The sequence below is a fragment of the Cellulomonas endometrii genome (assembly GCF_949769265.1).
Classification (GTDB): Bacteria; Actinomycetota; Actinomycetes; order Actinomycetales; family Cellulomonadaceae; genus Cellulomonas; species Cellulomonas endometrii.
Genome location: NZ_CATKPC010000003.1, coordinates 163999 through 177547, shown reverse-complemented (window position 1 = coordinate 177547; position 13549 = coordinate 163999). Strand labels below are relative to the sequence as shown.

The window sequence follows — 13549 nt, the reverse complement described above, 5'->3', positions numbered from 1 at the left end:
CCCTCTGTCGTTGCCCGGGTCCGGACGGTCAGCCGGCGGCGCGCTCGCGGACGACGGCGACCCCACCCGCGGGGACGGTCAGCGCCCCGGCGACCTCGACGCCGCTGATCAGCTCCAGGCCCGCGCACCGCACGTCGAGCGCGGTGTCCGCGTGGTTGAGGACGAAGAGCCACGACGCTCCCGGACCCGTCCGGCGCGTGACCTCCAGCCCGTCGGCGAGGTCGGGCGCCACCGGCTCGACACCCGACTCGCGGACGATCGCGTCGACGAGGTCCCACACGGCCTCGTCGGACGGCCGGGTGGCGACGTACCAGGCGGTGCCCGCGTCGACGGGGCGTCGGGTCACCGCGGGGCCGCCGTCCAGCGGTCCGCCGGCGAACCGCCGGACGGCGTCGGTGCCGTCCGCGGCGTGCAGCCGCTCGGACCACACGGTCCCGGTCGACCCGTCGTCGAGCGTGACCTCCTCGCCCGGCTGCAGGGCCCAGAACTCCTCGGTGCGGACGCCGAGCAGTTCCCGGAACGCCCCCGGGTACCCGCCGAGGCGGACGCGGTCGTCCGGGTCCACGATGCCCGAGAAGTACGTGACCAGCACGGTGGCACCCCGGCGCGCGGCGGCGGCGACGTTCGCGGCGTCGGCGTCCGACACCAGGTACAGCTCGGGCACGACGACCACGTCGTACCCCGACAGGTCGCTGCTCGGCGGGACGACGTCGGCGGTGATGCCGCGCCGTGCCAGCGCGTGGTGGTAGCGGGCGGCCTCGGCACGCGGGTCGATCGCGTCGCTGGGGTGGGAGTCCATGCGGGCGGCCCAGACCGAGGGGTACTCGTACAGCACGGCAGCGCGCGCCTGGACCCGGGAGCCCTGCACCTCCCCGATCGCCCGCAGGATCTCGCCGAGGCGGACCGCGCCGCGCCAGACGTCGGTGTCCGTGCCGGCGTGGGGCAGCATGGCCGAGTGGTACTTCTCGGCGCCGGCCTGGGACTGGCGCCACTGGAAGAACATGACGCCGTCCGCACCGTGCGCGACGTGCGCCAGCGAGTGCCGGTGCGACTCCGCGGCGGTGCGCGAGCGGTTGTGTCCCTGCCAGTTCACCGCCGAGGTCGAGTGCTCCATCAGCAACCACGGCGCTCCGCCCGCCATGCTGCGGACCGAGTCGGCGGAGAACGCGATGTCGCGCTCCGGGTGCGGGTCGGCGGACTGCACGTAGTGGTCGTTCGAGACCACGTCCATGTGGGGGGCCCATCCGTAGTAGTCCATCGGGCCCGAGCCGGCCATGACCATGAAGTTGGTCGTGCACGGGACGTGCGGTGTCTCCTCGGCGAGCACCGCCCGGATGTCCTGGTAGTACGACAGCAGCTCGTCCGACGAGTAGCGGCGGAAGTCGAGCTGGTGCGTGGGGTTGGGGAAGGTCGGCGCGGTCCGCGGTGGCAGGACCTCCGCGAAGTCGGAGTACTGCTGCGACCAGAACGCGGTGCCCCACGCGTGGTTCAGCGCCTCGATCGTCCCGTAGCGGTTCTCGAGCCAGCGGCGGAAACCCCGGGCGGCGTCGTCGGAGTAGTCGTGGGGGACGTGGCAGCCGATCTCGTTGTCGACGTGCCACATGGCGAGCGCCGGGTGCGTGCCGTACCGGCGGGCGATCGCCCGCGTCAACCGGACGACGTAGTCCCGGTACACGGGGGAGGAGACCCGGTAGTGCTGGCGTCCCCCCGGCCACAGGACGGTCCCGTCGGCCAGCTCCGGGAGGATCTCCGGGTGCTTCGTGGACAACCACGGCGGCGGGCTCGCGGTCGCGGTCGCGAGGGTCACGCGGATCCCCGCCGCGGCGAGCCGATCCATCGTGTCGTCCAGCCAGGTCCAGTCGTACTCGCCCTCGCGCGGCTCGATCCTGGCCCAGGCGAAGACCGCGAGGCTCACGATGGAGACGCCAGCCTCGACCATGAGCTGGATATCCGCCACGCGGACCTCGTCGGCCCACTGCTCGGGGTTGTAGTCCGCTCCGTAGCCCACGCCGGTGAGCCCGAGGGGCCACGAGGCGACGTCCGCCCTCCTGCCGTCCGTGCTCCGGGGTCTCGACGCCGTCGTCGGTTCTGCTCGCTCAGACATGCTGTGACTCTAGGAACCGCGCGAGTACGGGGCAGCGGCGCGACGTCGATCCACATGCTTCGTCCATGAAGACCGTGCGATCGACCATGCACTGCTGGAGGGGACTCCGGGGCCGCCCGCCGGCACCCGGCGCGGGCCGCCATGCGGGTCCAGCGCCCGGCACCGCGAGATAGTCCATCTCCGACCGGTACCGGGCGGCGTTTCCCGTGGCCACCCGGACCGCGCGCGGGGGTCGCTCCGCCGGGTGGGCAAGGTCGGTGCTCGTCGAGAGCTCCACTGAACCAGGCACTCGAGCCGCCCGGTGGTGGGCGAGGGTGGCGCCACCGATTCGTCCATGGGGTTCGTCGCTCGACCCATGTCGCGGGTCCGCTCCCGCGCCTACGTTCGAGGAGAACCGTGCGGGAGGGCGGCGCACGTCGCCCGCCGCAGGGCGCCGGCCGAGGTCGCCGCCCGGTCAGGTTCGGTCCAGTGCAACGACGCGAAGGAAGAGGTCGACGATGTCCATCGAGGAGCGCGCGGATGTCGCGACGACGGGCGACGCCGCTGCGGCGAGCTCGTCGAGCCCGGGCAGCGACGAAGTGACCGACGGTGGGCAGCCGTTCGCCATCTCGCTCCCCGAGCCGCCGGCGGACCTGGCCACGGCGGTGCGCGACGGCGGTGCCGTCGCGTGGAGCGAGCCGCTGACGATCCGCACCTACGAGGCGGGCGAGCCTAGCGCGTACCCGATGTTCCTGGACCACCGCGTGTACCAGGGGTCGAGCGGCAGGATCTACCCGCTGCCGTTCGTCGAGCACGTCGCCGACGAGGGCGTCGAGCGTCCGTGGCAGGCCGTGCACCTGGAGAACGCCTACGTGCGGGTGGTGGTCCTGCCCGAGCTCGGCGGTCGCATCCACATCGGGTACGACAAGACCACCGGGTACGACTTCTTCTACCGCAACAACGTCATCAAGCCGGCGCTCGTCGGCCTCGGCGGCCCGTGGATCAGCGGCGGCGTCGAGTTCAACTGGCCGCAGCACCACCGACCGGCGACCTACCTGCCGGTGGAGACCACCATCGAGCACGACGACGACGGCTCCGTCACCGTCTGGTGCCACGACCACGACCCGTTCGAGCGGATGTCGGCGCAGCACGGCGTGCGCCTGCGCCCCGACAGCTCGGTGGTCGAGCTGGTGGTCCGCCTGCACAACCGCACCAGCGAGCGGCAGACCTTCCTGTGGTGGGCGAACGTCGCCGCACGGGTGAACGACGACTACCAGTCGTTCTTCCCCGAGGACGTCCGCTACGTCGCGGACCACGCCCGCCGGGCGCTGACGTCGTTCCCGCACGCGGACCGGCCCTACTACGGCGTCGACTACGCGGCGCTGGCCGCCAAGGAGCCGGGCGCCGACCGCATCGACTTCTACCGCAACATCCCCGTGCCCACGTCGTACATGATCGTCGACTCCCAGCAGGACTTCTTCGGTGGCTACGACCACGGCGCCCAGGCCGGGTTCGTGCACTGGGCGGAGCGCCGCGTGTCCCCCGGCAAGAAGCAGTGGACGTGGGGCAACGCACCCTTCGGTCACGCCTGGGACGCGCAGCTCACCGACGCCGACGGCCCGTACGTCGAGCTGATGGCGGGCGTCTACACCGACAACCAGCCCGACTTCACGTGGCTGCTGCCGGGCGAGACGAAAGTCTTCACCCAGTACTGGTACCCGATCCCCGGGATCGGCGCGGCGCACCAGGCGACGCCGGACGCCGCGGTGCACGTGGAGCGGGGCGACATGGTCGCCGCACGGTTCGCGGTGACGGCCCCGCGCGCCGGCGCGACCCTGCGGATCCTGCGCGGCGCGGACGTCGTCGCCTCCCGGGTCGAGGACCTGGTCCCCGGGGCGGTCGCGGAGATCACGGCCGACGTCACGCCGGACGAGCAGCTGGCGGCGGAGCTCGTCGACGCCACCGGCCGGCTGCTCGTGCGGTGGACCCCCACGGAGACCACCGACGAGGAGCCGTGGGTCGCGGACGAGCCGCCGTCGCCGGACGCGATCGAGTCGGTCGAGGAGCTGTACCTGACCGGCCTGCACCTCAGCCAGTACCGGCACCCCACCCGCTCGCCGCTGCCGTACTGGCACGAGGTCCTGCGTCGGGACCCCGGCGAAGTCCGGACGAACCTCGCTCTGGCCGACCGCGCCTATCGTGCCGGGCGGTACGACACGGCGCTGGAGCTGACGCGGACCGCGCTGCGCCGCCTCACGAGCCGCAACGCCAACCCGGTCGACGCCGAGGCGTTCTACCTCGCCGGTCTGGCGCTGACGAGGCTGGGACGCACGGTCGAGGCCGAGCAGGCATTCGGCAAGGCCGGCTGGGACGGCACCTGGGCGCCGGCCGCGGGCCTGGAACTGGCGCGTTCGCTGGCCCGCCGCGGGCAGAACCGTGCCGCCCTGCGTGTCCTGGACACCCTGGACGGCGTGGTCGGGCACGACACCCGACGCACCGCCCTGCGCGCGATCGTGCTGCGACGGGTCGGCGAGGGCCGCCGTGCCGATGCGCTGCTGGACGAGGCGCTGCGTCTCGACCCGCTCGACGCGACGCTGCGCTCGCTCGCCGGCCGGGACGCACCCACCGACGCCGGCATCGTCCTGGACGTCGCGACCGACCTGCGCCGCGCGGGGGCGCTGGAGGACTCCCTGGCTCTGCTCGAGCAGGCCGTCGCCGCCCCGGTCACGCCGGCAGGCAACGTCCGTCCGCTGGCGCACTACACCGCGGCGGCCGTGCTGGACGAGCTGGGGCTGGCGTCGCGGGCGGCGCAGCACCGGCAGGCGGCCCGCGAGGGCGACCTCACGTGGGCGTTCCCGTACGGGCTCGACGCCCACGACGTCCTGCGGCGGGCGACGACCGCCGACGACCGGGACGCCACGGCGCGCTACCTGCTGGGCACGCTGCTCTACGCCCACGGCCGCCGGGCCGAGGCCCTCGCGCAGTGGGAGGAGGCCATCGACCTCGGCCTGGAGCACCCCGTCCTGCTGCGCGACGCCGGACTCGCGGCGTACAACATCGCGCACGACGACGACCGCGCGTGGCAGCGGTACGAGCAGGCCATCGCCCTCGCCGCGGACGACGCGCGGCTGCGCTACGAGCAGGACCAGCTCGCGGTGCGGCTCGGGCAGGACGCCGCGACCCGTCTCGCGCGCCTGATGCCCGTCGAGCACCTCGTGCTCACCCGGGACGACTTCACGATCGAGTACGTCGGTCTCCTGGTGGACTCCGGCCAGGCGCAGCGCGCGTACGAGATCCTCGTGACCCGCTCCTTCCACCCCTGGGAGGGCGGCGAGGGTCGTGCCGTCGCCGCGTGGGACGCGACCCTGACGGCTCTCGGCATGCCGGTGACCGACCCGCCCGCCACGCTCGGCGAGGCGCGCGCGCAGTACGTCCCGCCGGTCGCGGTGCGGGACGACGGCGTGACGGACTACTTCGCCACCAGCCTGCCCGACCTGCTGCTCTTCGCCCGCGAGGACGTCGAGGACTGACCCGGGTCGACGACGCCCGCCCGACGCCCGTGCCGGGCCGACCACGCCGCGTGGTCGGCCCGGCGTCCTGCTGCTCCGACACCCGAGGACCTGATCGAGCATGAAGCCGCTGTCCGGCGACCAGTACCTGATCCGCGCTCACGGCTACGAGGCGGAGGTCGCCGGCATCGGCGCCACGCTGCGCTCGCTGCGGTACCGCGGTCGCGACCTCGTCGTCCCGTTCGGCGCGGACGTGGTGCGCCCGGCCATGCGCGGGGCACTTCTGGCACCGTGGCCGAACCGCACGGGTGACGGGAGGTACGAGTTCGCCGGAGCGAGCCACGAGCTCCCGCTGAACGAACCGGAGCACCGCAACGCCTCCCACGGGCTGGCTGCCTGGCTCGACTTCCGCCCCGTCGAGTCCACCGGCGACCACGTCCTGCTCACCGGGACGATCCAGCCGCAACCTGGGTACCCGTGGCGGGTGCGCCTGGACGTCGCGCTGCACCTGGGCGAGCGTGGGCTGATGCAACGGGTCACCGCCACGAACGAGAGCGCGGCAGCCGCGCCGTACGGCCTGGGCGGTCACCCGTACCTGGTCGCCGGGTCCGCGCGCCGCGGTGCGGTGGACGGCTGGTCGCTGCACGTCCCCGCCGAGACGGTCCTGCTCGCCGACGAACGCCGCCTTCCCGTCCGTGACGTCGCGGTCGCCCAGCACGCCGGTGGTGCGCTGGACTTCCGGCTCGCGCGGCGAATCGGCACGACCGTCCTCGACCACGCCTTCACCGGGTTGCTCCCGGATCCGGACGGCATGACACGGGTGACCCTGCTCGACCCGGACGGTCACGGCGTCCAGCTCGCCGTGGACTCGACCTGCCGGTGGCTGCAGATCTACTCCGCCGACCTGCAGGAGGGTGACGACCGTCGCGCCGGCCTCGCCGTCGAGCCGATGACCTGCCCGCCGGACGCGCTGCGATCCGGGCGTGACCTGATGGTGCTCGAACCCGGGGAGCGGGTCGTGACCAGCTGGGAGCTCTCCGCAGTCACGTGCTGAACGCGGTGCCACTCGACCGGAAACGCCCCCGGAATGACGGCGGCTACCGAGCATGGACATTCTTGCTGAGCTGATGGATGAAGAACTCCGCGGCCTGATCCCCGCCCTCGGGGCGTGAGACGTTGACTCGGCCGGCCGCCACCCGAAGGGGTGAATCCGGCCCGACAGAGTTGTCGACGAACGGGGAAGATCATGACACCGCGGAATGTCGCGCGCCTTCTCACCGCGACGGTGGTCGCGGGCAGTCTCGTCTCCGGTGCGGGAGGGTCGGCGGTCGCCGACCTTGGGGCACCGGCAGCTGCCGGACCCGGTGCCGTGCTGCTGGGCGGACAGCTCGACCAGCCGAGCGACCTGGCCGCCTGGACCGTCACCGGACCCGAGGACGCCGCACGCATCGGCAGCACCGCGAGGACCGGGTCCGGCGCACTCGAGGTCAGCTGGGACCAGGCGGCCGATGTCCGGGTGTCCCAGGTGTTCCACGGGGTCGCCCCCGGCGCGTACACGGTCCGCGCCTACGTCCGCACGCCGGGTGTCGACGGCGCGTCCCTCGCTCTGGGTGACGACACGTGGCGGCGCACCGGGTTCCCGCAGGAGCAGACGGAGTGGCTGCCCGTGGTCGTCCGCGGCGTCCCGTCGAGCACCGGGCAGCTGGAGGTCGCGTTCGACCTGAGCGGGACACCCGGCCAGAGCGTCCTGATCGACGACGTCACGCTCCTCCCGGACCAGGAGGCTACGGACTTCTTCCGCGGGGGCGACCTGAACTACGTCCACCAGATCGAGGACGCCGGCGGGCGGTACTTCGACGCTGACGGCGACCAGGTGGACCCCATCCAGTACATGGCGGACCAGGGCGTGAACCTCGCGCGGCTCCGCCTCTACAACGACACCGGCCCGGAGCACCACCAGATCGGGCACCCGGAGTACTACCTCGCGGACGGCTACCAGGACCCCGAGGACGTCCTGCGGCTCGCGCAACGTGCCCACGACGCCGGCATGCAGATCCAGCTGACGTTCCACTACAGCGACTACTGGACCAACGGCGAGCTGCAGAACCTCCCGGTCGAGTGGCGCGACGAGATCACCGCGCTCGACCCGCTGTGGGTGGAGGCCACCGATCCGAAGGGCCTCGAGCACGGCAGCTGGGACCCCGACGGACCCGGCGCCGCCGCAGCGGCGGACCGGCTCGAGGATCTGGTGCACGACTACACGGCCGACTTCCTCGAGCGGATGAACGCCCAGGGGACGCCACCGGCGTTCGTCGCGCTCGGCAATGAGACCGCCGGTGGGCTGCTCCTGCCTTGGGGTCGCTCCTGGCAGTTCGACGGCGGCAACTGGCCGGACCTCGCCCGGTTCTACAACGCGGGGTCGAGTGCGGTCCGCGAGACGACCCCGGGGGCGCAGGTCATCATCCACCTGGACGCCGCAGGCGATGACGGCAAGTACACGTGGTACCACGACGAGCTCGTCAGCCGCGGTGTGGACTACGACGTCATCGGGGCCTCGTACTACCCGTTCTGGACGAAGAAGGACCCGGCGACCATCGCGGGCTTCCTGGAGCGGATGCACGACAGGTACGGCAAGCCCGTGATGGTGATGGAGACCGCCGTCAACTGGTCGCCGGTCACCCACGACGACGTTCCCGGGCAGCTCACGGACAACGGCGGCATCCAGTACGACCAGACCAAGGCGGGGCAGCTCAACTTCACGCGGGAGCTGTTCGCGCGGTTCAAGGCGCTCGAGCCCGGAGTCGTCCTCGGCGACATCTGGTGGGACCCGGTCATGATCCCGGCGGACGGCGTCGGGTGGGTCGTCGGTGAGCCGAACGTGGTCAGCAACTCGGCGATGTTCGACTTCGACGGGCGCGCGCTGCCGGTGTTCCGCGCGTTCCAGGAGAACAGCTCCGCGCCGCGGCAGCCGGTCGCCGCGGCGGCGGCGCCGGCGGTCCCCGCCCCGCCGACCCTGACCGTGCAGGGGCGCGCCGTCACGGTCCGCTGGACGCCGCCCGAGGACGGGGGAGCGCCGATCACGGCGTACCGGGTGACACTCACGTCCCAGTCCGGGTCCACCCGCACGGCCGACGTCCCCGCCCCGACCACGACGGCGACCTTCACCGGCCTGGCGGCAGGGCGCTACACGGCGACGATCACCGCCACCAACGCGGTGGGGACGTCTGCTCCGTCGGTGGCGTCCGCTCCGGTTCGCGTGGTCGCTGCCGCTCCGGGGGTGGGGAGCGAGACCGTTGCGGCCGTCGGGACGGGTGAGATCACGACCGCCGCGGCACCGCTTGCTCGTGACGCTGCGCTGGCGCGCACGGGCGTCTTCGGCGGATCGACGCTCGTCCTCGCGCTGGCTCTCTTGGGCACTGGTGCCGTTGCGGTCGTGGCCTCCCGGCTCCGAAGCAGCAGGCTCTCCTGACCACTGCGTGAAGCTGAGGGGCCGGTCCAGTACCTGTCCCGCCGGACCGCGCACGAGACCGTCGCAGCCCAGACCGCTGCACGGGTGGTAAGCCTCCAGGCCGTGCCGCGGTCTGGAAGGCGGCCCGGGTGGCTGCGAGCGGACCGCGAGCCGGCCACGACACGACCGCCAGGCGGCGGTCGTCGAGACCGTCCGCGCGACGTTGCCGCCGGACCGGCCGGGCTCCCTGGGGACCACGAGCGGCTGCGGCCGCTGGCGGCCCACAAGGGCATGGCCGTGGACCCGGTCGACGACGCGGCGCTGGTCGGGACCCTGATGAAGATCGGTGCGTCACGCCGGACCGCCTGATCCTGTCCCGAGCGGCCATGTCGGAGTCACGCGCAGGCTGGGCTACGTGACCACCGAGCTCGCCGCCGTCTGCCGGACCCTGCTGGGCCCTGCACGCGCCGGCCCAGCTCCCATGGTCGCGGGGGCTCGAGAGGAGATGAACCAGACAACTTGGTCCAGTCTGCGCACAGCACCACCTCCAGCTGTACACGCGTCCGACCAGGGGCAACGCCCTAGCAGGCCAGCTCCCTTGACGAACGCGCCACCAGACGGAGCAGCAGGGCGTCAGACCTCGGGCCGCTCGGCGCGGAACCGCGCGATGGCGCTCCGCCCCGCGGCGACCGCGTCGGCGATGTCCCGCTCCGGCACGTGCACGAGCCGCAGGCAGCCCCGCACGACGGCGTCCGCGTAGGCCGCCCGGGTCCCGTCGTCGCCCCACTGCCGCTGGGAGATGATGCCCTCGACGAGGCCGAAGACCAGCTCGAGGTCGGCGTCGGCGAGCTGCGTCACGTCGACGCCCTGCTGGGTGAGCACGGCCGCGGACAGCTCGCGGTAGTGGCGGCGCAGGGCGAGCTGGCTCTCGCGGGTCTCGGTGAACTCGGTCTCGGCGATGTCGAGCAGCCGGTAGACGACGTGCAGGTTCCACCGGTCGCGGAGCAGCCCGTCCAGGTCGTAGCGCGCGAGCGCGGCGAGCGCGGCGGCCGGGTCCACGTCCCCGGCCTGGCCGCTGCGGAGCCAGTCGGCGAACTGGACCGAGGGCGCGACGGTGCCCTTGAGCAGGGACCGCAGGATCTGGCTCTTGTCGGCGAAGTGGTAGTACAGCGACGCCTGCTTGATGCCGACCGCGTCGGCGATCTGCCGCGTCGTGGTCTCGGTGTACCCCTGCGAGCCGAACAGGGCGGCGGCGGCGGCCAGGATCTCGTCGCGGGTGCTGAGCGAGCCGTCCTTGGGCGGGGCGGAGCGGGGGCGTCCGCGTCGTCGCGGGGCGGCGTCGAGCTGCTCAGCCACGGCGGGCCCCCGTCCTGTCGCACGCAGCGTCGAGCGTGTCCTTCACGATGCGCCCATCCTGCACCACGAGCCGGACGTGCCGCGGGTCGGCGAGCGTGTCGATGCTGGTCAGCGGGTCGACGTCGACGGCCACCAGATCCGCGCGGCGGCCCGGGGCCACGGTGCCGACCTGGTCGTGGAGGCCGAGCAGCCGCGCGGCGCCGGAGGTGCCGGCGACGAGGGCGGCGGCGGGGGAGAGGCCGTGCTCGACGAGGAGGGCGAGCTCGGTGAGGTTGGTGCCGTGCGGCGCGATGCCGGCGTCGGTGCCGAGCGCGACCGGGACGCCGGCGGTGATCGCCGCGTGCAGCCGCTCCTGCGCCGTGTCGCGCAGCGCGCGGCGCTTGGCGGCGACCCACGGGGCGAGCCCGTCGGCGAGGGGCCGCGTCAGGGTCGACAGGGTCGGCACCAGGTACGTGCCCCGCTCGCCCATGAGGTCGATCGTGGCGTCGTCGACGAGGTAGCCGTGCTCGATGCTGCGCACGCCGGCCCGGACGGCGGCGGCGATGCCGGCGGCTCCCTGGGCGTGGGCCGCGACGCCGACGCCGCCGTGCCGGTCCGCCTCCTCCACGACGGCGCGCAGCTCGGCCTCGGACAGGCCGCCCGACTCCGGGTGGCTGCGGGGGCTGCCCATGCCGCCGGTCGCGGCGACCTTCACCCAGTCGGCGCCCTGCCGCAGCACCTCGCGCACCGCGCGGACGAACTCCGCGGGGGAGTCGGCGACCGCGCCGGCGCCGGGGCCGGTGTCGAGCGGGACGCCCTCGATGGTGCGCCAGTCGCCGTGCCCGCCGGTGATCGACAGGATCCGGATCGCGACCTGCAGCCGCGGGCCGCGCACCAGCCCCTGCTCCAGGGCGTCCCGGAAGCCGGAGTCGGCGCCGGCCAGGTCGCGCGCGGTCGTGACGCCGGCGTCGAGCGTGCGGGCCAGGTGCGGGACCGACCGCAGCGTGAGCAGCGACTCCGGCGCGAGCACCGAGGACAGCGCGTCGCCGCCCGGCTGGGTGCTGACGTGCACGTGGCAGTCCAGGAACCCGGGCAGCAGGGTGAGCCCGTCGCCCTCGACCACCGCGAGCCGCTCGGTCCCGGCCGCGGCGTCGGCCAGCGTGCCGGTCGGGGCGACCGCGGCGATCAGGCCGTCGGCGACCAGGACGTCGACGTGGGGGCGGGGGTCCGCGCCCGTGCCGTCGATCAGGCGCACGTCGCGCAGCAGGAGGTCGGTCACCTCGGGCTCCTCACGGGTCGGGAGCGGTCAGGCTAGCGCATTACCTGTCACCGACAGATTTTACGTCCGCGCAACACGCGGCAACCCGTCCGCAACGCCGCGTCGCTAGTTTTCGGTCACCGACAGGAAATCAGTCGGCCGCTCCACTCCCGCGGATCCCCGCCGCGGAACCGCACCTCCTCGACGTCGCCGCCCCCTCAGCGAGCGCGACGCACGGCCCCCGACCGAGAGGCACCGAGCATGAGCCCGAGCACCGCCCGCCGCACGACGCGGTCCGCCCGCCGCCCCCGCGTCGCCGCCACCGCGACCACCGCACTCGCCGGCCTCCTCGCCCTGACCGCCTGCGGTCAGAGCGGGACGGTGGCCGGCGACGGGTCGGGTGACGACACGTTCACCGCGGTGATGCTCACCGGCTACACCACGCCACCGGACCCCGACGTCAACTACGACGGACCGGGCCTGAACGTCATCGAGAACACGTACGAGGGCCTGGTGGCCTACGAGGACGGCACCGAGACGCCGACGATCGTCCCCGAGCTGGCGGAGGAGTGGACCGTCTCCGAGGACGGCCTCACGTACACGTTCACGCTGCGCCCGGACGTCACGTTCCACGACGGCACCGCGCTCACCTCCGCGGCGGTCGCCGCGTCGTTCGAGCGCCGCACGCAGGTCGACGCCGGCCCGGCGTACATGGTCGGCGACGTGGTCTCGGTCGAGACCCCCGACGACCTCACCGCCGTCGTGACGCTGGCGGCGCCGAACGCCGCCTTCCTGGACTACCTGGCCTCGCCGTTCGGCGTGAAGCTCATCAGCCCGACGGTCCTCGAGGAGCAGGCGGGCGACGACGTCGCGCAGACCTACCTGACCACGCACGACGCCGGCACCGGCCCGTACGAGCTGACCGCGGTGGAGATGGGCGAGCGGTACGAGCTCACCGCGTACGACGGCTACTGGGGCGACGCCCCGGAGCTCACGTCCGTCGAGCTCCAGGTCGCCGAGAACGCGTCCTCCGCGCAGCTCCAGCTGGAGCGCGGCGAGATCGACGCGATCCTGGGCAACCTCAACAAGACGTCGTTCGAGTCGTTCGCGGACAGCGAGGACGTGACGACCAGCACCTTCGCGAACTTCACGACGCAGATGATCTACGTGAACCCGGGTTCGTCCTGGCTCGCGGACGTCGAGGACCGCGAGGCCCTGTTCGCGGGGATCGACAAGGAGTCGATCATCGAGGAGGCCATGGGCAGCCTCGAGGTGCCGACCGACCAGCTCTTCCCGCAGGGGATGGTCGACCCGAGCATCGACGACCAGGGCATCACCTACGACGAGGCCGCGTGGGACGACCTGGGTGCGCCGGACTCGGGCACGGTCCGGATCGCGTACGCCGGCTCCAGCGCCGACGGCAAGGCGGTCGCGGAGGAGCTCGGCTCGCGGCTGAGCACGGCCGGCATCCCCGCCGAGGCCGTCGCGTACTCCGCCGGCACCATCTACGGCATCGCGGACGAGGGCGCCGACGGCCCCGACCTGGCGGTGTTCTCGGTCTTCCCCGACGCCGGCCACCCCGACGCCTGGGCCAGCATCATCTACACGCCCTCCGGCGGCCTCGACCTGTTCGGCGCCGAGGTGCCGGGCCTGCCCGAGCTGCTCGACGCCGCCCGTGCCAGCGAGGACGTGTCCGCCTACGCCGCGGCCGCCGAGGCGATCAACGCGACGCGGTACTGGTACTCGATCGGCTCGCTCAACACGACGCTGCTGACGACGCCGGACGTCACGGGCACCCAGGACGCGCAGAACGTCCTCGAGTACGACGTGCTGCACTTCGCCGCCCTCGGCCGGGGCTGACCCGGCCCCACCCGACCCCGGGGCGGGGTCGCTCCCTGACGACCCCGCTCCGGGCC

General features: G+C 73.2%; 7 protein-coding genes. 4 read left to right on the top strand and 3 right to left on the bottom strand.

The features are described 5' to 3' along the window. Window positions 1–28: 28 nt before the first annotated feature. On the bottom strand, window positions 29–2104 hold the full coding sequence (locus tag QNH85_RS05335; protein ID WP_282945172.1) for a beta-galactosidase: 2076 nt from the start codon (window positions 2102–2104) through the stop codon (window positions 29–31). Window positions 2105–2601: 497 nt separating this feature from the next. Between QNH85_RS05335 and QNH85_RS05330 the strand changes: the two genes are divergently transcribed. The 3 genes from QNH85_RS05330 to QNH85_RS05320 all read left to right on the top strand — a co-directional run bounded on the left by QNH85_RS05330 (window position 2602) and on the right by QNH85_RS05320 (window position 9061). Then, complete coding sequence (locus QNH85_RS05330) at window positions 2602–5613, top strand: DUF5107 domain-containing protein (protein ID WP_282945171.1); 3012 nt, start codon at window positions 2602–2604, stop codon at window positions 5611–5613. A gap of 100 nt (window positions 5614–5713) precedes the next feature. After that, the gene (locus QNH85_RS05325; protein WP_282945170.1) at window positions 5714–6646 is read left to right on the top strand and encodes an aldose 1-epimerase family protein; all 933 of its coding nucleotides are present in this window, start codon (window positions 5714–5716) and stop codon (window positions 6644–6646) included. Between the two features lie 315 nt (window positions 6647–6961). Next, entirely contained in the window at window positions 6962–9061 is a 2100-nt protein-coding gene (locus tag QNH85_RS05320; protein ID WP_282945169.1) for a glycosyl hydrolase 53 family protein, read from the top strand. 612 nt (window positions 9062–9673) lie between these two features. Here QNH85_RS05320 and QNH85_RS05315 read toward each other — a convergent pair. Both QNH85_RS05315 and QNH85_RS05310 read right to left on the bottom strand, forming a co-directional pair. Beyond that, window positions 9674–10396 (bottom strand): TetR/AcrR family transcriptional regulator, encoded by a 723-nt coding sequence (locus tag QNH85_RS05315; protein ID WP_282945167.1) that lies wholly within the window; start codon window positions 10394–10396, stop codon window positions 9674–9676. Then, a complete protein-coding gene (locus QNH85_RS05310; RefSeq protein WP_282945165.1) occupies window positions 10389–11654 on the bottom strand; it encodes a metal-dependent hydrolase family protein in 1266 nt (421 codons plus the stop codon). The genes QNH85_RS05315 and QNH85_RS05310 overlap by 8 nt, the downstream gene beginning before the upstream one ends. A gap of 240 nt (window positions 11655–11894) precedes the next feature. Here QNH85_RS05310 and QNH85_RS05305 point away from each other — a divergent pair, with 240 nt between their 5' ends. Then, window positions 11895–13493 (top strand): ABC transporter substrate-binding protein, encoded by a 1599-nt coding sequence (locus tag QNH85_RS05305; RefSeq protein WP_282945163.1) that lies wholly within the window; start codon window positions 11895–11897, stop codon window positions 13491–13493. The last annotated feature ends 56 nt before the right edge of the window (window positions 13494–13549 follow it).

Bases quoted from the DNA above. Each gene is read 5' to 3' on its own strand.
- QNH85_RS05330 (WP_282945171.1), top strand. From the start codon at position 2,602: ATGTCCATCGAGGAGCGCGCGGATGTCGCGACGACGGGCGACGCCGCT.
- QNH85_RS05335 (WP_282945172.1), bottom strand. From the start codon at position 2,104: ATGTCTGAGCGAGCAGAACCGACGACGGCGTCGAGACCCCGGAGCACG.
- QNH85_RS05305 (WP_282945163.1), top strand. From the start codon at position 11,895: ATGAGCCCGAGCACCGCCCGCCGCACGACGCGGTCCGCCCGCCGCCCC.
- QNH85_RS05325 (WP_282945170.1), top strand. From the start codon at position 5,714: ATGAAGCCGCTGTCCGGCGACCAGTACCTGATCCGCGCTCACGGCTAC.